Below are 19,592 nucleotides of genomic sequence, written 5' to 3' on the forward strand. Positions count from 1 at the left end.
GCCGGACTTCCTCAACCGCCTCAGCAGAGACGATCACGTCGCTCATCAGGTGTTCTTCCTTGATCGGGAGTTACACCGAAGACCGTACAGACCCCCGGCCACTCCGATGGCAGCCTCAGGACATCGGTGCAGGTGATTGACCACCGGGCACAGATCACAGGCGCTCGGGCCCGGCGCAGGTCCGCACGGTCCGGGGTGTCAGGACGACGGCTGGCCGTCGCTTCCAGCGCGAGGGTTCTCGCGTGGGGCTGCCTGGCGCGCGGCGGTGCGCCGCAGTACGACCTGCGGCAGGACGAGCCACGTGGTGGTGAACCACAGCAGGACGGCGCCGCTGATGATCCACGCGGCGGCCGGGTTGCCGGTCGCCGTCCGCAGGAGGAGCAGGAGGGCGGCGGCGATGGTCAGGGCGAGGGTGATGAGCCCGGTGGTGATGAGGTGGCCGGCGACGTGGATGAGCTCGGGTTTCATACCGTGCCCGGCGAGGAGGCGGTGGAAGGCCACGGGGGCTATGAGGGCGCCGGTGGCGAGGGCGCCGAGGATCACGGTGGCGGTGTAGAGGTTCTTGTCGAAGCCGGGCAGGGCGGCGAAGCGGGGGGTGAAGGCGACACCGATGAGGAAGCCGAACAGGATCTGCGCGCCGGTCTGGCACACGCGCACCTCCTGGAGCATGTCGGCCCACATGCGGTCGGCCCGCTCCTGCGGGGTCTCGTGCCGGCCTGCGGAGCCGTCGTTCGCCATCAGAGCCTCCACCGTTGGCCGGTCAGGGGCGGTCGTCGTGGTGGCCACACAGCCACGCCAGCGCCTGGTAGGCGCCCAGGGCGCCCCTACTGTCGGCGCCTGCGGCCAGGGCCTCGCGCAGGCTGACCGCAGCGGCCTGGCATTCGGCCAGCAGCTGGGCCCGGCAGGGCCCGGCGGCGCCGAGTGCGGCACTGGCGGTGACCGGTGCCGCGACCTGAGTCCCGACGGCCCACCGGTAGGCGCCCAGGACACCGTGGTCGAAAGCGGTCCACGGCTGCGGGCTCCGGTTCGCGGCCTCGACCGCGTCGAACACCTCGTCCAGCCGGCGCACCCCCACGGCCGGGACCGCCGTCTCGTCACTGGTCATGCCCGCAACCTACGTCCGCGGAGCGGAGCCCGCCGCTGGACGGGCCAGCCCAGCGGCGGACCGGCCGGGCTGTGCCCGGTGGCACGTCGGCGACCGGGTGAACCGGTACCGGAAGCCAAGCATGGGTGTCGCTGGTCGCCGTGTCGGCGAGCGGGGAGGGACGGAACGGGCATCTTGTACGGGAGTGGGGCGGGTTCACAAAGCTTCTCGCAGCGCGGGCAGCAGGGTGGTCTCGGCCCAGTCGAGGAACGCGGGCTGGCTGTCGCCACCGATCTGGACAAGGGCGACCTCGCCGAACCCGGCGTCGGCGAACGGCCGGACCGCTTCGACGAAATCCTCGACCCGGTCACCGCAGGGGATGGCCTCGGCCACGTCCTCAAGGCGGACGAAGCGACTCGCTGCGGCAAAGCCCGCCGTGCCGGGCAGCTCGGCGTTGACCTTCCAGCCTCCGCCGAACCAGCGGAACTGCTCGTGGGCCCGTCGCACGGCCGCGTCCCGGTCGGTGCCCCAGCACACCGGCAGCTGGCCCACCGCCGGCTTCCTGGCACCGCCGTGCTGCGCGAAGCCCCCGACCAGCTCCGGGTCCGGCTCCACGGCGATCACCAGGTCCGCCAGCCAGCCCGCCAGTTCGCAGGAGTCCGGCCCCGAGACGGCGATGCCGATCGGTGGTGGCTGGTCGGGAAGATCCCACAGCCGGGCACCCTCGACGTCGAAGTACCGGCCCTTGCGGCTGACATACCCGCCGTCGAACAGCTCACGGATGATCTGCACGGCCTCGTCGAGCATCGCCTGGCGCACCGCCACCGCAGGCCAGCCGCGGCCGACGACGTGCTCGTTGAGGTTCTCGCCGCTACCCAGACCGAGCCGGAAGCGGCCCTGGGAGAGCAACTGCACCGTGGCCGCCTTCTGCGCCACCACCACCGGGTGGTAGCGGAAGGTCGGGCAGGTCACATAGGTCATGAGCGGGATGCGGGAGGTGGCCTGCGCCGCGGCGCCGAGCACCGCCCACGCATACGGGGCGTGGCCCTGCTCGTCCAGCCAGGGGAAGGAGTGGTCGGAGATCACCGAGAAGTCGAACCCGGCCTGCTCCGCCCGCACCACGTCCGCGACCAGGTCCCTCGGGCCGCGCTGCTCGGTCATCATCGTGTATCCGATTTTCACCATGGCCCGCGTCTGCCCCGGGCGTCGCCCTGCACACGGGTAGCCCGGTCAGCGACGAGCAGCACCTCCGTCGTTTCCGCCCGCTCGGGCGGGACATACGCAGGGCGACAAGGGAGCGTCGCCTCATGATTCAGGACTTCTGCCAACGCAATGCTGCCCGGCACCAGCCGCCGGCCACGGTCACGGGGCGCCGGAGATGACCGGCCGTGAGGAGGCCCTCAAGTTCGGGGTCGAGGAGGAGTTCCTGTTGGTCGACCCGGTGACGCGGCGGACCGTGCCCCGCGCTCACCTCGTGGTGCCGTACGCCGCCCGCGCCTTGGGGCCCCGGGCGCAGCGCGAGTTCCTGGCGACCCAGGTCGAGGCGTGCACGCGCCCCGTGACGACCGCCGCGGGCCTGCGGTCGGAGCTGCTGGGTGCGCGCCGGGTCATGGCCGAGGCGGCCGGGAGCGCCGGGTGTCTGCTGGTGGCCAGCGGCACCGCGGTCGTGGCCAGCGACCACCCGCTGGCGCTCACTCCCACGGATCGCTACCGGCGGGTCGCAGCTCACGTGGACGGCGCGGCCGACCAGGTGGGCGGTGAGATCTGCGGCCTGCACGTCCATCTGGGTGACCTCAGCCGCGCCGACGCCCTGGCGGTCAGCGCCCACCTGCGCCCGTGGCTGCCCGTTCTCCAGGCGCTGTGCGTCAACTCGCCGTTCTGCGAGGGGCACGACCGCGGTGCCGCGAGCAGCCGGGCCGGCCGCTACCTGGCGTGGCCCACCTGCGGACCCGCCCCGGTCCTGGACGCGGAAGGGTACGAGCGGACCGTGCGGCGGCTGACCGCCGATCAGGTGATCCTCGACCGCAAGATGCTCTACTGGTATGCCCGGCCGTCCGAGCACCTCCCCACCCTGGAGGTGCGGATCGCCGACACCAACGCGGACCCCGACACCCCGCTCCTCCTGGCCATGCTGCTGCGCGCCCTGGCCGGCACCTTCCTCGCCGACCACCGCGCCGGCAGCCCGCCGCCCCGCATGGCGACGGTGGTCCTGCGCGAGGCCCATCGCCAAGCCGCGGTCGGCGGCCTCGCCGCGACCGGGACCCACCCGTTCACCGGGCACCGCCTGCCCATGCGCCGCCTGGTGGCCGACCTGTTCGACCTCACTGCTCCTGCCCTGGCCGCGGCGGGCGACCTGGAGGCCGCCCGGGTGCTTGTGCACGCTCGGCTGACCGGCGGCACCGGCGCCGACCGGCAACGGGCCGTGTTCTCCCGCCGCCAGTCGCTGACCGACGTGGTCGACGACCTCGCCCGGCTCACCGCCGGACCTTCGACTGCCGTTCCGGGCCCCGACTCCCCCGCCTTGGAGCGCATCGCCGCGCCCATGTGACCCGCGCGCCGCCCTCGGGCAGAGGAGCAGAAGAAGCAGGGGCGGATACTCAGCCGTCCGCTGCAGGCAAGGCAGTCCGGCGCACCTGGCCCGCCTCCAGCTCGACGAGGACGGCGAGCACCGGTTGCAGCCAACGCACCACGGAGCGGCCCGGATGCGGCTCCCGCAACCGCCCTGCGACCTGGGCGCCGACGGCATGCTCCTGGTCCGTCAGCTCCCCGGCCACCAGCCTCCGGCCGTCACCGAGCATCACCAGGAGCCTCAGCGCGCCGCCCGGTTCACCGAGGACCCCGATCACCCAGCCCCTCACCATGACCTGGTCGGACGCCGCTCCAGCGCGGACAGTGCAAGCATCAGCAGACTCCCTCCTTGCGCGAGGTGTGATCAGCCGAGCATGGCAGCACTCCCTGGTCCGCGCGATCCACTCGCCCGCGGCTCCTGTCGGATCTGCCTGACGAGTACTTACCCGTGTCAGTCCGCGCGACAACCTGGCGCAGGGCGCAGAAGCGCTCACGTGGGCTGCTTTCCAGCAGTCCTGAGGACATCCGACGACCAGCGTGCCCCGAAGGCAACGGAGTTGTGCAGAGTCCCGCGGGTGTGACTGGCGGACAGATGCCGGGGTAGGCGGTGCTGGCAGCGTCGCCCGGCCCGGGTCGGCGCACCTCAGGAAGGTGATCGGATTACTGAAGTCCGCCGTCCGCCGACTGCCCGTCACGTTCCCCGACAGCCTGATGCCCGACACCCCGGTCGAAGCCGAGTTGCGCTTCGACGCCGAACTCCCCTACGCGGCCTGCCTGGTGTTCGCGCCCGCCTCGCTCGGCTGCGCGATCGGTTCTAATGGGCGCCGTCGGGCAGTAGGAGAGACTACGGCCCGTAGCCGCCAGCAGGTGAGCACTTCTCTGTTCGGAGCCATCGTGAGCTCTGAGGTCAGACCGTGCCCCTGCTGGTCGGCCGGGGGGCCTGACTGCTGATGGGATGGCGTGCCCGCCAGGCAGGTTGGGCGTGAGCACTTGATCCATTAGAACGCGAGCCGTGCCTTCCGCTGGCTGCGTACCACCCGAAGCCAAGAGAACTGGGGAAGACCAGTGCTGTTCGTCGGCGACGACTGGGCCGAAGACCACCACGACGTGGAGCTGCAGAACGAGACGGGCCGAAAGCTGGCGAGCGCACGGCTGTCGGAGGGCGCCGAGGGCATCGCGAAGCTGCACGCCCTCATCGCCCGCCACGGCGGCGAGGACCTGGAGCCCGGGCGGGTGACGGTCTGCATCGAGACCGACCGGGGCCCGTGGGTGCAGGCCCTGATCGCCGCCGGCTACCGCGTCTATGCGGTCAACCCCCGCCAGGCGGCCCGGTTCAAGGAGCGGTACGGCACCTCGGGGGCCAAGAGCGACAAGGGCGACGCGCACGCGCTGGCGGACATGGTCCGCATCGACGGAGCTCAGCTGCGGCCCGTCGCCGGCGACAGCGACCAGGCCGAGGCCATCAAGGTCGTCGCCCGCGCCCACCAGACCCTGATCTGGGAACGCACCCGCGCCTTCCAGCGGCTTCGCAACACGCTCCGCGAGTACTTCCCCGGCGCACTGAACGCCTACGCGAGTCTGGAGCTCACCAGTGGCGACGCCCTGGAACTGCTGCTCAAGGCGCCCACCCCGGACCAGGCGGCGAAGCTGACGAAGACCCAGATCACCGCCGCGCTGGCCCGTCAGCGCCGACGCAACCGGGACCAGCGGGCCGCCGCGATCCAGGCCACACTGCGCGAGCCCCAGCTCGGTGTCGCGGCTCCGGTCGCCGCCGCCTACGCCGCGGCGGCCACCGCCCACGCGAACCTGATGCTCGCCCTGAACGAGCAGATACAGATGCTGGAAGAGCAGGTGAGCGCGCATTTTCGCGCGCACCCGGACGCTGAGATCTACCTGTCGATGCCCGGCATCGGCGAGATCACCGGCGCCCGGGTGCTCGCCGAGTTCGGAGACGACCCGACCCGCTACGACACCGCCAAGGCCCGCAAGAACTACGCCGGCACCAGCCCGATCACCCGAGCCTCCGGCAGGACCCACGCCGTCCACTCCCGCCACGCACGAAACCACCGCCTCGCCGACGCCCTGCACAAGCAGGCGTTCTCCGCCATCAGCACCTCGCCCGGCGCCCGCCGCTACCACGACAAACAGCGCGCCCGCGACGCCGGCTACAACCCCGCCCTGCGCCAGCTCGGCAACCGTCTCGTCGGCATCCTCCACGGATGCCTCAAGACCCGCACCCTCTACGACGAGGCCACCGCGTGGTCACACCATGCAACCCTCACCACCGCCGCTTGACATCCCTACGCCATGGGATGTCTGAGCTGTGCTGGTACTTCGGCCGCGACCTGCTGAACGAGGGCCGCCACGCCCCGGCCGGCAGCGGAGACGTCAGAGTCCGGCCCGGCCCCGCCGGCGAAGTCCTGATCAGCCTCCACGGACCGGACGGCCACGCTGTGCTCAGCGCCCCGCAGGGCGCCGTGGCCGGCTTCCTCGCGGACGCCTTCACCCTGGTACCCGCAGGATCGGAAGGCGATCACCTCGACATCGACACGGTCCTCGCGCGCCTGCGCGCCGACGGCTGATCTCCTCACGCCGCGTCGTCGCGGGCGACGACCCGCACGCTGCGCAAGTCGGGGTCGGCGGAGTCGGGGATGAGCATTCCGGCGTCGTGCCCGGTGCGCAGGTAGTCGATGACGTCCTCGTTGAGACGCTCGCCGGGCAGGGCGGCCGGGATGCCGGGCGGGTAAGGGGTGAGCATCTCGGCCGCGACGCGGCCCGGGGCCTCGTCGATGGGGACCTGCTCGGTGGGGCCGAAGAACGCGTCGCGCGGCAGCATCGCCTGCTCCAGGCGAAGCTGCGGCGGGTCGGGCACCAGTACCGGCGGGTCGGCCGGGAAGCCGGGCGCGGCCTGGACCAGTTCGGCCAGCCCCCGCAGCAGGGTGTCTGCGGTCGTGGAGTCGTCGGCGTGGGTGAGCTGGGCGCTGATGCGCCGGTGGTCGCACACGTGGAGCGTGATCTGGTGGTGGGAGCGCAGCCAGTCCCCGGCGCGGTATCCGCTGGTGCCCAGTTCGGAGATGTCGACGATGACCTGGAGCGGGTCGAGATCGGCGGCGAGGCCGGGTGCGCAGAAGTCCGCGCGGCCGTGGACGTGCAGGCCCTCCAGCGCCTCGATACGCTCGCGGACACCGGCGGCGAGGTCGAGAGCGTGGTCGTAGAGCGTGCGGCCGTGCTGGACCATCTGGCGCCGCCAGCCGTCCAGGGCCGCGTAGATCAGGGCGGAGGGGCTGGTGGTGCCCAGCAGGTCCTCGCGCTGCTTGAGGACGGCCGGGTCCACCAGGTCGCCTTGGAGGTGGAAGACCGAGCTCTGTTCGAGGGCGGAGCCCATCTTGTGGACGGAGGTGACGCAGACGTCCGCGCCCGCGTCCATCGCCCAGGTCGGCAGGTTCGGATGGAAAGGCAGGTGGGCGCCCCACGCCTCGTCCACGATCAGCGGCTTCCCGGCTGCGTGGCAGACCTCGGCGATGGCCAGCAGGTCGGCGCACGTCCCGTACGGGGTGGGTGAGGTGACCAGCGCCCCGCGTGCGTCCGGATGGCGGTCGAGCATGACGGCGAAGGACTCCGCGGATGGCGGGTGTGCCAGGTGGAGCCGCACGTCCCACTGCGGTTCGACCCAGACCGGGCGGATGCCGGCGAGGACGAGGCCGGCGATCACGGACTTGTGTGCATCACGGCCCACCAGGATTTCCTCGTGCGGCCCGGCGACCGAAAGCATCGCGGCTTTCACCGAGAGGGAGCTGCCGCAGGTGGAGAAGAACGTGTGCTCTGCCCCGACGGCCTCCGCCATCAGGGTCTGGGCGTGCTGAAGGATGTGGCGGGAGTCCGTGCGGTCATCCAAGCCTCCGGTGGCAAGCACGTCCGCCCGGAACACGTCGGTGCCGAGCGTGGCCAGCACGCGCGGGTCGGTCCCGCGGCCCTGTTTGTGACCTGGCGGCGTGAAGCACGTAAGCGGGTTGGCATGGAACGCCGCGAGGGCTTCGAGCACCGGTGCCTGGGACTGGTCCATGACCGGCGTGTGCCCCGTGCCGAAGGCCAGAAACGCGAGCTCCGACCTCTGCAAGCGATCTTTGACTGACCCAGGCCCAAAGACATAGCACAGCAAATGGCGTGAGATTGCGCCGCCGAGTCCCCCTGGTCCGCATGTCGGTTCTCCCAATAGAGCCAATACCGCCTCCACTTCTCGGCAGTCCATGAGGGCATCGACCGGCTCCCCAGCAACGAGTGCGGGGTTCTCCTCCTAGTACTGCAACGGTGCTTACCGTGACGGTTGTCGGGTTCGCTCGTTGGGTTGTTCATGGGTGGGGACATATCCGAGGTAGATGCTCGTCGCTGGTCGGACGGGTTGGTGGAGCTGCACGAGCGGTTTGCTCATCGGTTTGCGCGGAGCGAGTCGCGGGAGTCTGCGCTGGCCTACATGCGGGGCCTGCTGGCGCCGTTGGAGCGCAAGAACGGGTGGACGGTGGCCGAGGAAGCCGGCCACGGCGGCCCGGACCGGATCCAGCGGCTGCTGAACCGGATCGACTGGGACGCCGACGGGGTGCTCGACGACGTGCGCGAGTACGTCGTTGAGCACCTGGCGGATCCGGGCGGTGTGCTGATCGTGGACGACACCGGGTTCCTGAAGAAGGGCACGCGGTCGGCCGGCGTTCAGCGGCAGTACTCCGGCACCGCCGGGCGGACCGAGAACTGCCAGGTCGGCGGTGCGACACGAAGTCGCACGTAGTGAGTGGGCTCGTTGAGAGGAGGATCGGCGTGATGCCGAGGACGTAGCCCCGGGCCAGTGTCCATGGCCTGTCTCCGCTGGGACGTGCGTCGCTGGTAACGGCGGGGTGCGAAGCTCCGGGAAGAAGCCCAAGGGCCTCCGCTCCACTCGGAGGCCACAGGCAAGGAGAAGACCGGACGGGTGAATGTGAATGAACCCTCGACGATGCCTCGTGATGGCAAGCCCCGCAGGTGGAATGCAGTGGCGGGGTGTAGGACTGGCCACTGAGAAGCGGCAGGTGCCGGTCGCAGACACCGAGTCGGCCGGGAGGACACCACCGTCCCGGGGTAATGAGGGCGCCCACCTCGGTCGCACCTCACACGTGTGGAACGTGACAACCCCGTTGGGGTCCAGGCGGCTTGTCGCCTGGTCAGCCGACCGCAAGGAAGGCCCAACTCCCCAGCGGGAACAGGACGGCCCAAGAAGCCAACGCCAGTGCGCCGAAAGGCAGCAGGAAACCGGGGCAGACCATCGGCTCCTCCGCCGAGCCCCGCATAACTGACCGGATATGGGCGTATGCCCGATCCCGAAAGGGAGCTGACGTGGGCCGGGTGAGCCCGTGGAGAACGTGACTGATCAAGGATTCCGGAACCGAAGGGCAAGTTGGACACCATGAGGACCGAGGCGACTGCTGTTGCGACGCCGCAGGTCCGCGCGGTGAACGGACCGGAGGGCTCTCTCCCCGATTGGGACGCCATCGACTGGCGCGCCGAGGAGGAGAACGTACGGCGTCTTCGACAGCGGATCTTCACGGCGTCGCAGGCAGGGGACCTCAAGAAGGTCCGCAATCTGCAGAAACTGATGCTCCGTTCGCGTGCCAACACGCTGGTGAGCGTGCGGCGGGTGACGGAGATCAACGCGGGGCGCAAGACGGCGGGCGTCGACGGGCAGGTCGTCCTGACCTCCCGGGGCAAGGCGGAGCTGGCCCACTGGGTCCAGCACCGCACCGGCTCATGGCAGACCCGACCCGTCAAGCGCGTGTACATCCCCAAAGCAGGCGGCAAGAGGCGCCCGCTCGGCATTCCCGTGGTCGTGGACCGGGTGCAGCAAGCCCGTGTCTCACAAGCACTGGAGCCCGAGTGGGAAGCGCGGTTCGAGCCGAAGTCGTACGGCTTTCGGCCGGGCCGCAGCTGCCAGGATGCGATCGCGGCGATCTACTGGACGGCCAAGGGTAAGAGTGCCCTGCGTCGGTGGGCGCTGGACGCGGACCTGGTGGCGGCGTTCGACCGGATCGACCACGCCCACCTTCTCGCCCAGCTCGGCTCCTTCCCCGCCCGGGGAACGGTCGAGCGGTGGCTGAAGGCCGGCGTGGTCGAGGACGGCCGGCTCACCCCGACCGGGGAGGGAACTCCTCAAGGCGGCGTGATCAGCCCTGTCCTCTTGAACATCGCCCTCCACGGAATGGAGACGGCCGCGGGAGTGCAGTACCGGCAGACGGGCCGCCGCGCTGGCGACACGATGCCGGGCTCCCCACTGCTGGTTCGATACGCCGACGATCTTGTCGCCCTGTGCCACTCGCGGGAACAGGCCGAACAGGTCAAGGAACGGCTCGCCCAGTGGCTGGCGCCCCGGGGTCTGGCCTTCAACGAGGAGAAGACGCGTGTCGTCCACCTCGAACAGGGCTTTGACTTTCTCGGGTTCACCGTCCGCCGCTATCACGGCAAGCTGCTGATCAAACCCAGCCGCGAGGCCGTCAGACGGATCCGGGACAGGCTCGGCACCGAAGTGCGCGCCCTGAACGGGGCCAACGCGGCGGCGGTGCTGCACCGGCTCAACCCGATCATCCGGGGTTGGGCGGCCTACTACCGGAACGTGGTCTCCAGCGAGGTCTTCGCCTCCCTGGACGACTACATGTGGAAGCTCGCCTACAAGTGGGCCACTCGCGCCCACCCGAACAAGTCGAGGCACTGGGTCACCGCCCGCTACTTCGGCCGGTTCAACAAGTCCCGGCAGGACCAGTGGGTGTTCGGCGACCGCCACAGCGGCGCCTACCTGCTGAAATTCGCCTGGACGAGCATTCTCCGACACCAGATGGTTCAGAACGGGGCGTCCCCGGACGACCCCGCCCTGACCGAGTACTGGGCCGATCGACGGCGCAGAAGCGCACCTTCGCTGGTCAACCGCGCCACCTTGCGCATGCTCAACGCGCAGGACGGCCGCTGCCAGATCTGCCGCAGGCCGCTGCTGCCCACCGAACGCCCGCCAGCGGACCCCACCCAGTGGGAGACATGGCTGCGGGCGACCCGCCAGGCGATCACCGCACGGATGATCACCCACCACGGGATCGGCACGCCGGATGGAACACAACTCCGCCTTGTCCACGCCACCTGTCAGCAGCTCAACACCGCTGGCAGCAAGCCCGCAACATCAACTCTGCACGCCCGCACGCCTCCAGGGCTTGCTTGAGCCGTGGTGCCCGGAAAACGGGCATGCCCGGTTCTGAGGGGGCTCCGGCGCAGTAATGCGCCGGAGCTACCCAACTCTTTCTCGCCTACTCCGGCGAGCTGGGCCGGACCTTGATAGACCGGGCGCTCTATCTGCCGAAGTCCTGGACGGACGACCGTGATCGGTGCAGGGCGGCGGGGATCGGCGACGAGGTGGAGTTCGCCACCAAGGTCGAGCTCGCGAGGGCGATGGTCCGCCGTGCGATCGACGACGGGATCCCGTTCCGGTGGGTGACCGCGGACGCCGGCTACGGCTACAGCAAGGGCTGGCGCTACGAGCTGGAGCAGGCCGACGTCTTCCACGTCGTGGCCACCACCAGCCACGACACCGTCGTCACCCGGTGGGCCTTGGACCATCGCCTGCACGAGCTGGTTGCCGACCTGCCCCGCCAGAAGTGGAAGCGCCGCTCGTGCGGCGAGGGTGCCCACGGCCTGCGGGTCTACGACTGGGCCCGCGTCGAGGTCCGGCCATGGCATCGCCACGACCGCAGGCATTGGGTCCTGGCCCGCCGGAGCATCGCCGACCCGGCGAAGGTCGCCTAACTACATCGCCTACGCGCCCGCCGGGGCCACACTCAACGAGCTGATCGCCGTCGCGGGTGCCCGATGGGCGATTGAGGAGTGCTTCCAGACCGCGAAGGGCCAGTGCGGCCTGGACGACTACCAGGTCCGACGCCACCCGGGGTGGTACCGGCACATCACCCTCGCCATGGCCGCCCACGCCTACCTCACCGTGATCCGGGCCCAGCACCTCGAAAGGGGGCCGGACCTGCTCGAACGCCAGACCTGATCCCGCTCACCGTCCCCGAGATCCGCCGACTGATCACGCATCTCACCCGGCCTGTCCGCCGCAGCATCGACCACGCCCTGCACTGGTCCCGATGGCGACGCAAACGCCAACAACAGGCCCGGACCAGCCACTACAAGAGACGAGGCCACAACCCAAGAGTTGAAGCCTCGTCACGGTAAGCACCGTTGCAGTATTAGGCGGTGATGGCTTCGCGTTCGCCCTTGGCGGTGATGGTGATCTTGCGGGGGCGGGCCTTCTCGCTGATCGGCACGCGCACGCTCAGGACGCCCTGGTCGTAGTCGGCCTCGATCCGGTCGGTGTCCAGTGCGTCGCCCAGGAACACCTGGCGGGAGAAGCGGCCCAGGACCCGTTCGTCCGCCAGTACTTCCGCGCCTTGGGGCAGCTGGGTGGCGCGCTCGGCGCGAACGGTCAGGACGTTGCGCTCCACGTCCAGGTCGACGCTCTGCGGATCGATGCCCGGCAGGTCCAGGCGCAGTACGAAGACCTCGCCGTCGCGGTAGGCGACCAGGGGCATGCCGGCGGGCTGGGAGACGGTGCCGACCAGCTGCTGGGTGAGCCGGTCGAGGTCGCGCAGGCCGCGAAGGGGGTCGGTGCGCATCAACAAGGGGATCAGCTCCTCACAGTCGTGAACGGTCACGGGTGCCCGCAGGCCGGGCCTTCCCGGCTTCGTTTCTGCCGGGCACCTCGACGGAAAAGTTATAGCGCCACGAGATGTTTCCTGACAAGCCAGGGCTCAACTTTGGCGGGCCGGGTGCGTGCGGCCCGGTAAGGACTCAGGTCAGGGGTGGTCGGAGATCCTTGGCGGGGTCGTCGTTGGGGACGACGGATCGCGCGGTGCCCGTTCATGGCGGGAGCGGCTGGAGGCGGGGGTCGTCCCGGCCGCCAGGGCCGCCTGCGGGGTGGGCGGGAGCGTCGGCGGCAGGGGATCCCACCGTCGGGGTCCAGGGGTGGTCGGCGAGGTCCTGGCGCAGGGCGGTGAGTCTGGCCAGGCAGGTGTCGATGGCGGCAATGGCGGCGCCCGTCTCGGCTTGGAGGCGTTCGCGGACCGTGTCGAGTTGGTCTTGGAGTTGCCGCCAGCGTTCGTCGGCGGCGGCATCAGCTGCGGCGGCGGTTGCTGTCATGGCGGAGCCGGTCGGTGTGGGCTGTGAGGGCGCCCAGGCGGGTGGCGAGGTCGGGGTGGCCGGGATCGAGGTGGGGTCGCACGTCGGCGAGGGGTGTCATGAGGTCGGCGGCGTCCGGGGTGGCGAGGGCGGTGCGCAGGTTGGCCTGCGCGCGGCGGGCCTGCGGGGGGAGGTCGGTGAGGGCGGTGATCTGGGCGGCGAGGACGCGCAGGTCGGCGGCGTTGTCGCGGGCCCAGGTGGTGACGGTGCGCTCGGCGGCGCGGTGGTCGCGGACGGCTTTGACGCGCTCGGCTCCGGTCTCGGTCGCCCCGGTCACCTCGGGCGGCGTGATGGGGGGCTTGAGGCGCAGGTAGCGGGTTTCGGCGGCCTGACGGCTGGCGACGCCCATGGGGCGGGCGAGGTCGGCCCAGGTGGCGCCGGTGGCGCGGGCGCTCTCCACGAGGCCCGCCTCCCAACCGGCGAGCTCGGTGCGCAGTTCGCGCAGCATGACCAAGGCGGCCAGTGCCTGCTCGGGGCTGACCTGCGGATCGGGGCCCGGTGCGGCGCCGTCCTGCGGGGCCTGGGTCTGGGCGGTGCGGACGGCGTCGCCGATGGCGGCCAGTGCCTCGGCGGCCGCGAGGAGGGATGCGGGCCCGACGGGCGGGGCGGCGTCGGGCGGGGGCGGCTTGGGCCTGTCACGCGTCATTGTCACTCTCCTGACGACCTGGGCTGTTGTCATCGGATGGATGACATGTTAGAACGGTTTCAGGTGAAGCGCATTGGCCCTGTTGCCCGAACCACCGGAGGTGTTCCCGATGTTGATGCGCACCGATCCCTTCCGTGAGCTGGACCGGCTCACCCAGCAGTTCCTCACCGCCACCGGCACCTGGTCGCGTCCGACCCCGATGCCGCTGGACGCCTACCGCGCCGGCGACGAGTACATGATCTGCTTCGACCTGCCCGGGGTGGACCCGCAGGCGATCGACATCGACGTCGAGCGGAACATGCTGACCGTCAAGGCCGAGCGCCGTCCCCGCCACGAGGGCGAGGACGTGAAGTGGGAGCTGTCCGAGCGCCCCCTGGGGATCTTCTCCCGCCAGGTCATGCTCTCCGACACCCTCGACCCCGAGGGCATCAGCGCCGACTACGACGCCGGCGTACTGACCCTGAAGATCCCGGTCGCCGAGAAGGCCAAGCCCCGCAAGGTCGCCATCAGCCACGGCGGCGACCGCAAGCAGATCCGCGCCTGACCCGCTCCCGGACCGCCGTCCCGCACTGCCATCCCCCCTCGGACCGTGCGGGACGGCCCCGGCGGACCGCACCGGGCACTTCGGGCCGCAGGCCGGTCGCGACAGCCCCAGACGCGAAGGGAGACCCGCGGTGACTCTTCGATGGGAGACGTTCCTGGCCGAGGTCCAGGAACGCGGTGAATACGACACACCCCGGGAAGCCGAACAAGCGGCCCGCGTCGTGCTGGCCCTGCTCGGCGCCCACCTGGTCGGCGAGGTGCGCGCCGGGCTCGCGGCCCGCCTGCCCGAAACCCTCGCCCTGATCCTGCTCAACCCCCTGCAGGCCGCCGAACCACTCAACCCTGAGCGCTTCGTGCGCGCCACCGCCGCCTGGATCGAAGGCGCCACCGAAGCCACCGCCCTGTGGGACATCGGCGCCGTTCTGTCCACCGCCGCCGACGCCGCCGGCACCGACCTCACCGAACGCATCCTGCTCCAACTGCCCCCCGGCTACGACCTCCTGTTCGGTCGGCCAGCTCCCGGCCACCGGCCCTGACCACCCACGCCACCCCGCCACCGCGCGGCCCCACAGACCCGAAAGGCTCCCGCCATGACCTGGCACCACCTCCTGCAGCAGGTCCGCGACCTCGGCCGCTACGACACCGACCAGGAAGCCGAACGCGTCCTGCGCGCCGTCCTGGCCGCACTCGGCAGCCAGCTCATCGGCGAGGAACGCTGCGACCTGGCCGCCGCCCTGCCCGAACCCGGCCGCACCACCTTCGCCGCACAGATCCCCCTCACCCAGCCCCTGGACGCCCACACCTTCGTCGACACCATCGCCACCACCCTGGACACCACCACCGACGCCGCCCGCCGGCACACCGGCGCCGTCCTCACCGCCCTCACCGACCTCACCGGCGAACCCCTGACCAGCAGCGTCCTGACCCAACTCCCCCACGGCTACGCACTCCTCTACGGCCGCGCCGACCTCACCGCCGCCGCCTAGTGCCGCGTCGGGCAACCTTCGCCGGGTTGGTCGCTCCCGCGGTTGGATGATGCTGCTGGCCTCGGCCCGCAGGAACCGCGTCCCGGTGATCACCCAGCTGGTGCAGGCCGACGAGGACACCGTCCGCGACGTGGGGCGGACGTCCACTGTCCCCAGCTGCTCGACCGCGGTGGTGAACCCGCCAGAGCCAGTACCGTGCGGACCTGGCAAGCAAGCGGCAGCCGTACTGGCGCAGCTTCGGAATCCCGATGACCCTCGTGCTCCACCGAGCCTCGACAGGTGGCGGTACGCGATCTACTTCACCGACCCCTCGGGCATCGCCGACGGCGCTCTCAACGATCTCGCGCCCGCGTCCGAGCCCGGTACCGCGCAGACGGCATGCCGCCTGAAGGCCGATGAACTCACGCACGGACTCCCGGAAGTCCAGTGGCGCGAATCGGATCAACCGGACTGATGGGCCGGCACAGTCACCAGCGCCGGCCCACGTCCACCCGCCTGACGAACGCGTCACCCAACCGGCGAACCTTCCCGCACTAGAAAGCTATTCGAGCACGGACACAGCCGTCCTCAACTCGCCGAACACCTCTCGCGCGTACGCGACCAGAGTCCGCTGATCCGCCGACGACGTCCACCGGTCGAACGCGCCGTAGAACGCGCGTGTGCCCAGTTCGGCCGCGAGATCGGCGACGAGTTCCGAGACGCCGCGGGTGCGAAGCGCCTGCGCCGTCGCCTCGGAGAGCGCCGCCCGCTTGGAGGCGGAACGCTCCTGCAGCTCCGCGCTGTTCGCGATGACCGCCCGAAGCCGCCGCCCGATGTCGCGCCGGTCCTCCGTGAACGAGGACGCGAGTCCGTCCAGCGCCAGGCCGACCATCTCCAGAGGCGTGGCCGATTCGGGCGCCTCCGCGATCGCCTCGGCCGTGATCCGATTGTGGATCTCCTGCCCGGCGAACAGCACCTCGCGCTTGTCGGTGAAGTGCCGGAAGAACGTGGTCTTGGTCAGCCCTCCGGCCCGCTCGGCGATCTCGTTGATCGTCGTCGCCTCGTATCCCTGCTCCGCGAACAGTTCGACCGCAGCGCGGACCAGCCGCTCCCGTGCATTCGGTTCCCATCTAGCCATGGAGGCAATCCTAGGTGATGTGACTTGGTAACGTCACCGTGCTAACGTGATGTTACCAAGTCACATCACCTCCCGAGGAGATCCTCGTGCGTGTCTTCGTCACCGGCGCCAGCGGCCACATCGGCTCCGCCGTCGTTCCCGAGCTCATCCACGCAGGTCACGACGTCATCGGCCTCGCCCGATCCGACGAGGCGGCCGCGACCGTCAGGGCGATGGGCGCCGAGGCCCGCCGCGGAAACCTGACCGACCTCGACGGCCTGCGCGAGGCCACCCGCCACGCCGACGCGGTCGTTCACCTCGGCTTCCAGCACGAGGGCATCGCCTCCGGCCGCTTCGCCGAGGTCGCCGCGCAGGACGAGGAGGTTGTCCACGCGATCTGCGGCGAACTCGTCGGCACCGGCAAGGCATTCCTCGGCATCGGCATGGGCAGCGTCGAGGACCTCACGAACCACCGGAATCCCCGTGCCAAGGTCGCGCTCGCCATCCACGGATACACCGAGCGCGGCGTGCGCACCGTCCTGGTCGCGGTCCCGAACGTCACGCACAGCAAGCGCGACCGGAACGGGTTCATCCCGCAGTACCTCCGGATCGCCCGCCAGACCGGCGTCGCCGGCTACGTCGGTGACGGCGCCAACACCTGGGCCGCGGGCCACACCCTCGACGTCGCCCGTGTCTGGGCGCTCGCAGTGGACAAGGCCCCGGCCGGCTCACAGGTCACCGGCGCGACCGAGGCCGGCGTCCCGGTCCGTACCATCGCCGAGTCCGTCGCCCGCCACCTGGGTGTCAAGGCCGTCAGCATGTCGGCGGAGCAGGCAGCCGAGCACTTCAAGGCCTTCCCCTTCATCGGCATCGACGTCAAGATGCCGAACGAGGCGACCCGCGAACTGCTCAGCTGGGAGCCGGAGCACCCCACCTTGTTCGCCGACCTCGACGCAGGCTTCTACTTCGATCGCTGAGCCGCCAGGAGGCTACGGGTCCTCCCGTAACTGATCTTTGAGTGGTAAGGGCAGGGCTCGGCGAGGGCTCCACCGCGGTGAATCACGTCGCGGACGGTGTCCTCGTCGGCCTGCACCAGCTGGGCGATCACCGGGACGCGGATTCCACCTCCAGGCCATGGCCGGCCCCCCAGCAGGACGTCGAACAGGCCATCGACATCCTGGACACCTGCATCCGCGAAGCACACGGGAGCCGCCCGGAGCCGGCAACCCCGTGAGTCCGCAGCCGGCACCAGGGCGCTGGGCTTTCACACGTTCACCCAGATCGAACAACCACCCACCGAGGTGCGGCTCTCGTGAACAGAACCGGCTTCCTGTTCACCGTCTCAGGTGTCGGAGTAGCCGAGGTCGCCGATGGTCCAGCTGCTGATGTCCTCGATGGAGATGCGGTACATGCCACCGGTGTGGGGCAGCGCGAAGTCACCCTGCAGGATTTTCGCGCGGTGCAGGTGGAGGTGGGTGGGACGCGCGGGCGGGCCGTCGGCAGGCGGGGCGAAGAGGGCGGCGAACGGCTTGAGGTGCTCCGAGGCCTGGAGGACCTCCGCCACCCGCTCCCACCACAGGGACACCGGGGCGAGCCTGCCGGTGATCACCGCTCCGGGGACCACCACGGTCAAGGACATCTGGTTACTGTGCTCGGACTCGACCATCGCGGCGATGTCGACGAGCAGCCCGTCAGGGTTCGACATGACTCCCAGATTAAGACACGGCGGTCGGTGTGCGGGAGTCCCCCCACGGTAGTGACCGTGACGCCTGCGGGCAGTGTCGCAGCTCTACGCCGCCGGGCTCCGGCCGGTGCCCGCTGCCGCGGAGGCCGGCCGACCGCGGCGCGGTGCCCGCCCGTCGGGCAGGTCCGCGATCAAGGGTGGCAGGTGTCGTCCGCCGCAGGCCGCGGGCGGGGTGCGGTGAGTGCCCGGCACTCACCGCGGGCCGCTCTCGTCGGGGCGCGGGCAACGGGGTCAGGTGTCGGCGGCGGGTTCCTGGCCGGGCTGGGAGCGGCGGAGTTGGTCGTTGATGCGCAGGGCTTCTTCGAGTTGGTCTTCGAGGATGATGATGCGGCAGGCGGCGTCGATGGAGGTGCCCTGGTCGACGAGGTCGCGGGCGCGCATCGCGATGCGCAGCTGGTAGCGGGAGTAGCGGCGGTGGCCGCCCTCCGAGCGCAGCGGGGTGATGACGCCTTGCTCGCCGAGCGAGCGCAGGAAGCCGGCGGTGGTGCCGGTCATCTCGGCGGCGCGGCCCATGGTGTAGGCGGGGTAGTCGTCGTCGTCGAGCGTGTCGGGGGTGTGGGGCCTGTCGGTCGTCGTAGTCACTGCACCTCTCTGGGTTCCTGGGGAACGCGTCGAGGGGCCCCGGCGCCAAGGCGGCTCCGGGGCCCCGAAGGGGAAACAACACCATCTACCGGCCTGGGCCGGGTTCCTTGTTCCGCAACTCCCCATCGGTGGGGGTGTGCGGGGATCGCGTATGCGTGACCGGAAACCACCGTCCTCGTACTCAAAAGGGGGTCTGCGGTGTCCGCCCGGGTGACGTCTTCACGGGCCGGGCGATCCTGATGGCGCTCTGTCCCTCCGTTCATCCTCTGTACGGACTGAATTACTGGTTCTGCGACCTGCTAGGTACTGCTCACACGGGTACTGCTCGGCAATGCTGAACTTCAACTACATGGTGCCAAGGCCCTGACGGGCCCCTGGTCCAACAGCCAGCCCCGTCGCCCGTCCTGCACTTTCCCTGGCTTGGAACCCCACTGCCGGACTCCCAGTACGCGCGCCCGCAGCCTGGCGCCATTTACCGGGATACCGCATCCTGCGACTGCTGGTACCGCTCGACTCAACTTCACCTACTGGTAATGCACCTACCGCGGTACCGCTCACCGGTCGCCCCTGATCACTGCGGGCCACCCGGCCCGGCCGCCGATCCTGTCGCCTTACTGCACCAAACCCGGCTTCAGGACCCCACAGCCGTGCCCACCTGCGAACTTCTGTACCTCCGCCCGCCAGTTCGTGTCTGGCGGGTATCCCTTGACTGCGCCTACGAGAGAAACACTAACCACAGCCACGAGCAATGTCTACTCCAGCCAGCATAGATTTTTCGGTGTTCGAGAGGAAGGTAGTCTGCGCCCCGTGAAACGGGAGGTCCTCAGGGTCCAGCCCGGGGCAACGAGAGGCACCACGGACGGAGGTGGGCGGCGGAAGAGCCACAGGCCACGTGCGGGGCGGGCGCACCCGACCCGCACGGGCGGGCGTGGCTGGTGGCCGCCCTCACCGAAGCCGTCCGCGACCGGGACCAACGCAGCCTGCGCAGGCTGCTGACCCGCTTCGCCGAACAGGTCACCCTCACCGACCCGCCGGCCCTTCGCGACGCCATTGATTCCCGGCCCCGTCGCGTCCGCCCGCCGGATCGCCGATAGTGGGCACAGCCCGCG

At 70.4% G+C, this 19,592-nt stretch carries 21 protein-coding genes and 2 pseudogenes; 12 read left to right on the forward strand and 11 right to left on the reverse strand.

Annotation, left to right across the window (positions count from 1 at the left end):
- Nucleotides 1-198: 198 nt before the first annotated feature.
- From ACFVU9_RS34605 to ACFVU9_RS34615, 3 genes are all read right to left on the reverse strand, one after another.
- Entirely contained in the window at nucleotides 199-738 is a 540-nt protein-coding gene (locus ACFVU9_RS34605; protein ID WP_387600323.1) for a DUF6328 family protein, read from the reverse strand.
- A 22-nt stretch (nucleotides 739-760) separates the two neighbouring features.
- Nucleotides 761-1,105 carry a hypothetical protein gene (locus ACFVU9_RS34610; RefSeq protein ID WP_387600326.1) on the reverse strand — a complete coding sequence of 115 codons (345 nt, stop codon included), beginning with the start codon at nucleotides 1,103-1,105 and terminating at the stop codon, nucleotides 761-763.
- Nucleotides 1,106-1,300: 195 nt separating this feature from the next.
- On the reverse strand, nucleotides 1,301-2,269 hold the full coding sequence (locus tag ACFVU9_RS34615) for an LLM class F420-dependent oxidoreductase (protein ID WP_387600329.1): 969 nt from the start codon (nucleotides 2,267-2,269) through the stop codon (nucleotides 1,301-1,303).
- A 193-nt stretch (nucleotides 2,270-2,462) separates the two neighbouring features.
- Here ACFVU9_RS34615 and ACFVU9_RS34620 point away from each other — a divergent pair, with 193 nt between their 5' ends.
- Entirely contained in the window at nucleotides 2,463-3,632 is a 1,170-nt protein-coding gene (locus ACFVU9_RS34620) for a YbdK family carboxylate-amine ligase (RefSeq protein WP_387600332.1), read from the forward strand.
- 49 nt (nucleotides 3,633-3,681) lie between these two features.
- On the opposite strand, the gene ACFVU9_RS34625 is transcribed toward ACFVU9_RS34620, so the two are convergent.
- Complete coding sequence (locus tag ACFVU9_RS34625; protein ID WP_387600335.1) at nucleotides 3,682-3,930, reverse strand: hypothetical protein; 249 nt, start codon at nucleotides 3,928-3,930, stop codon at nucleotides 3,682-3,684.
- Between the two features lie 787 nt (nucleotides 3,931-4,717).
- Here ACFVU9_RS34625 and ACFVU9_RS34630 point away from each other — a divergent pair.
- Together ACFVU9_RS34630 and ACFVU9_RS34635 are read left to right on the forward strand one after the other, a co-directional pair.
- A complete protein-coding gene (locus ACFVU9_RS34630; protein WP_387600338.1) occupies nucleotides 4,718-5,947 on the forward strand; it encodes an IS110 family transposase in 1,230 nt (409 codons plus the stop codon).
- A 17-nt stretch (nucleotides 5,948-5,964) separates the two neighbouring features.
- The gene (locus ACFVU9_RS34635) at nucleotides 5,965-6,234 is read left to right on the forward strand and encodes an SsgA family sporulation/cell division regulator (protein ID WP_387600341.1); all 270 of its coding nucleotides are present in this window, start codon (nucleotides 5,965-5,967) and stop codon (nucleotides 6,232-6,234) included.
- A gap of 5 nt (nucleotides 6,235-6,239) precedes the next feature.
- On the opposite strand, the gene ACFVU9_RS34640 is transcribed toward ACFVU9_RS34635, so the two are convergent.
- Complete coding sequence (locus ACFVU9_RS34640) at nucleotides 6,240-7,715, reverse strand: aminotransferase class I/II-fold pyridoxal phosphate-dependent enzyme (RefSeq protein WP_387600344.1); 1,476 nt, start codon at nucleotides 7,713-7,715, stop codon at nucleotides 6,240-6,242.
- Nucleotides 7,716-8,003: 288 nt separating this feature from the next.
- Between ACFVU9_RS34640 and ACFVU9_RS34645 the strand changes: the two are divergent.
- From ACFVU9_RS34645 to ACFVU9_RS34655, 3 genes and pseudogenes are all read left to right on the forward strand, one after another.
- Nucleotides 8,004-8,408: pseudogene (locus tag ACFVU9_RS34645) on the forward strand (transposase); the annotation flags it as partial.
- Between the two features lie 675 nt (nucleotides 8,409-9,083).
- Nucleotides 9,084-10,877 carry a group II intron reverse transcriptase/maturase gene (ltrA, locus tag ACFVU9_RS34650; protein ID WP_387600347.1) on the forward strand — a complete coding sequence of 598 codons (1,794 nt, stop codon included), beginning with the start codon at nucleotides 9,084-9,086 and terminating at the stop codon, nucleotides 10,875-10,877.
- Nucleotides 10,878-10,951: 74 nt separating this feature from the next.
- Nucleotides 10,952-11,705 (forward strand): annotated as a pseudogene (locus ACFVU9_RS34655) (IS701 family transposase); the annotation flags it as partial.
- A 193-nt stretch (nucleotides 11,706-11,898) separates the two neighbouring features.
- On the opposite strand, the gene ACFVU9_RS34660 reads toward ACFVU9_RS34655, so the two are convergent.
- The 3 genes from ACFVU9_RS34660 to ACFVU9_RS34670 all read right to left on the reverse strand — a co-directional run bounded on the left by ACFVU9_RS34660 (nucleotide 11,899) and on the right by ACFVU9_RS34670 (nucleotide 13,532).
- The gene (locus ACFVU9_RS34660) at nucleotides 11,899-12,330 is read right to left on the reverse strand and encodes an Hsp20/alpha crystallin family protein (RefSeq protein ID WP_387600350.1); all 432 of its coding nucleotides are present in this window, start codon (nucleotides 12,328-12,330) and stop codon (nucleotides 11,899-11,901) included.
- A 238-nt stretch (nucleotides 12,331-12,568) separates the two neighbouring features.
- Nucleotides 12,569-12,847, reverse strand: a complete 279-nt coding sequence (locus tag ACFVU9_RS34665; protein ID WP_387600353.1) for a hypothetical protein — start codon at nucleotides 12,845-12,847, stop codon at nucleotides 12,569-12,571.
- On the reverse strand, nucleotides 12,822-13,532 hold the full coding sequence (locus ACFVU9_RS34670) for a hypothetical protein (protein WP_387600356.1): 711 nt from the start codon (nucleotides 13,530-13,532) through the stop codon (nucleotides 12,822-12,824). Before ACFVU9_RS34670 ends, ACFVU9_RS34665 begins: the two co-directional genes overlap by 26 nt.
- Before the next feature lie 109 nt (nucleotides 13,533-13,641).
- Here ACFVU9_RS34670 and ACFVU9_RS34675 point away from each other — a divergent pair, with 109 nt between their 5' ends.
- The 4 genes from ACFVU9_RS34675 to ACFVU9_RS34690 all read left to right on the forward strand — a co-directional run bounded on the left by ACFVU9_RS34675 (nucleotide 13,642) and on the right by ACFVU9_RS34690 (nucleotide 15,515).
- A complete protein-coding gene (locus ACFVU9_RS34675) occupies nucleotides 13,642-14,076 on the forward strand; it encodes an Hsp20/alpha crystallin family protein (RefSeq protein WP_387600359.1) in 435 nt (144 codons plus the stop codon).
- 130 nt (nucleotides 14,077-14,206) lie between these two features.
- The gene (locus tag ACFVU9_RS34680) at nucleotides 14,207-14,611 is read left to right on the forward strand and encodes a DUF2267 domain-containing protein (protein ID WP_387600362.1); all 405 of its coding nucleotides are present in this window, start codon (nucleotides 14,207-14,209) and stop codon (nucleotides 14,609-14,611) included.
- A 54-nt stretch (nucleotides 14,612-14,665) separates the two neighbouring features.
- A complete protein-coding gene (locus ACFVU9_RS34685; RefSeq protein ID WP_387600365.1) occupies nucleotides 14,666-15,061 on the forward strand; it encodes a DUF2267 domain-containing protein in 396 nt (131 codons plus the stop codon).
- A gap of 85 nt (nucleotides 15,062-15,146) precedes the next feature.
- Nucleotides 15,147-15,515 (forward strand): hypothetical protein, encoded by a 369-nt coding sequence (locus tag ACFVU9_RS34690; RefSeq protein WP_387600458.1) that lies wholly within the window; start codon nucleotides 15,147-15,149, stop codon nucleotides 15,513-15,515.
- Between the two features lie 87 nt (nucleotides 15,516-15,602).
- On the opposite strand, the gene ACFVU9_RS34695 is transcribed toward ACFVU9_RS34690, so the two are convergent.
- Entirely contained in the window at nucleotides 15,603-16,178 is a 576-nt protein-coding gene (locus ACFVU9_RS34695) for a TetR/AcrR family transcriptional regulator (RefSeq protein WP_387600368.1), read from the reverse strand.
- Nucleotides 16,179-16,264: 86 nt separating this feature from the next.
- Between ACFVU9_RS34695 and ACFVU9_RS34700 the strand changes: the two genes are divergently transcribed.
- Entirely contained in the window at nucleotides 16,265-17,134 is an 870-nt protein-coding gene (locus ACFVU9_RS34700; RefSeq protein WP_387600371.1) for an NAD-dependent epimerase/dehydratase family protein, read from the forward strand.
- 77 nt (nucleotides 17,135-17,211) lie between these two features.
- A complete protein-coding gene (locus ACFVU9_RS34705) occupies nucleotides 17,212-17,391 on the forward strand; it encodes a hypothetical protein (RefSeq protein WP_387600461.1) in 180 nt (59 codons plus the stop codon).
- 108 nt (nucleotides 17,392-17,499) lie between these two features.
- Here the strand turns inward: ACFVU9_RS34705 and ACFVU9_RS34710 are convergent, their stop codons facing one another.
- Both ACFVU9_RS34710 and ACFVU9_RS34715 read right to left on the reverse strand, forming a co-directional pair.
- Complete coding sequence (locus tag ACFVU9_RS34710; RefSeq protein WP_387600374.1) at nucleotides 17,500-17,862, reverse strand: hypothetical protein; 363 nt, start codon at nucleotides 17,860-17,862, stop codon at nucleotides 17,500-17,502.
- A gap of 270 nt (nucleotides 17,863-18,132) precedes the next feature.
- A complete protein-coding gene (locus ACFVU9_RS34715; RefSeq protein ID WP_387600377.1) occupies nucleotides 18,133-18,483 on the reverse strand; it encodes a helix-turn-helix domain-containing protein in 351 nt (116 codons plus the stop codon).
- Nucleotides 18,484-19,592: the final 1,109 nt, after the last annotated feature.

Origin of the sequence: Kitasatospora sp. NPDC057936, from assembly GCF_042887525.1 — a bacterium.
Classification (GTDB): domain Bacteria; phylum Actinomycetota; class Actinomycetes; order Streptomycetales; family Streptomycetaceae; genus Kitasatospora.

Bases quoted from the DNA above. Each gene is read 5' to 3' on its own strand.
- ACFVU9_RS34605 (WP_387600323.1), bottom strand. From the start codon at position 738: ATGGCGAACGACGGCTCCGCAGGCCGGCACGAGACCCCGCAGGAGCGG.
- ACFVU9_RS34665 (WP_387600353.1), bottom strand. From the start codon at position 12,847: ATGACAGCAACCGCCGCCGCAGCTGATGCCGCCGCCGACGAACGCTGG.
- ltrA (WP_387600347.1), top strand. From the start codon at position 9,084: ATGAGGACCGAGGCGACTGCTGTTGCGACGCCGCAGGTCCGCGCGGTG.
- ACFVU9_RS34710 (WP_387600374.1), bottom strand. From the start codon at position 17,862: ATGTCGAACCCTGACGGGCTGCTCGTCGACATCGCCGCGATGGTCGAG.
- ACFVU9_RS34695 (WP_387600368.1), bottom strand. From the start codon at position 16,178: ATGGCTAGATGGGAACCGAATGCACGGGAGCGGCTGGTCCGCGCTGCG.
- ACFVU9_RS34615 (WP_387600329.1), bottom strand. From the start codon at position 2,269: ATGGTGAAAATCGGATACACGATGATGACCGAGCAGCGCGGCCCGAGG.
- ACFVU9_RS34675 (WP_387600359.1), top strand. From the start codon at position 13,642: ATGTTGATGCGCACCGATCCCTTCCGTGAGCTGGACCGGCTCACCCAG.
- ACFVU9_RS34685 (WP_387600365.1), top strand. From the start codon at position 14,666: ATGACCTGGCACCACCTCCTGCAGCAGGTCCGCGACCTCGGCCGCTAC.
- ACFVU9_RS34610 (WP_387600326.1), bottom strand. From the start codon at position 1,105: ATGACCAGTGACGAGACGGCGGTCCCGGCCGTGGGGGTGCGCCGGCTG.
- ACFVU9_RS34620 (WP_387600332.1), top strand. From the start codon at position 2,463: ATGACCGGCCGTGAGGAGGCCCTCAAGTTCGGGGTCGAGGAGGAGTTC.
- ACFVU9_RS34640 (WP_387600344.1), bottom strand. From the start codon at position 7,715: ATGGACCAGTCCCAGGCACCGGTGCTCGAAGCCCTCGCGGCGTTCCAT.
- ACFVU9_RS34635 (WP_387600341.1), top strand. From the start codon at position 5,965: ATGTCTGAGCTGTGCTGGTACTTCGGCCGCGACCTGCTGAACGAGGGC.
- ACFVU9_RS34670 (WP_387600356.1), bottom strand. From the start codon at position 13,532: ATGACGCGTGACAGGCCCAAGCCGCCCCCGCCCGACGCCGCCCCGCCC.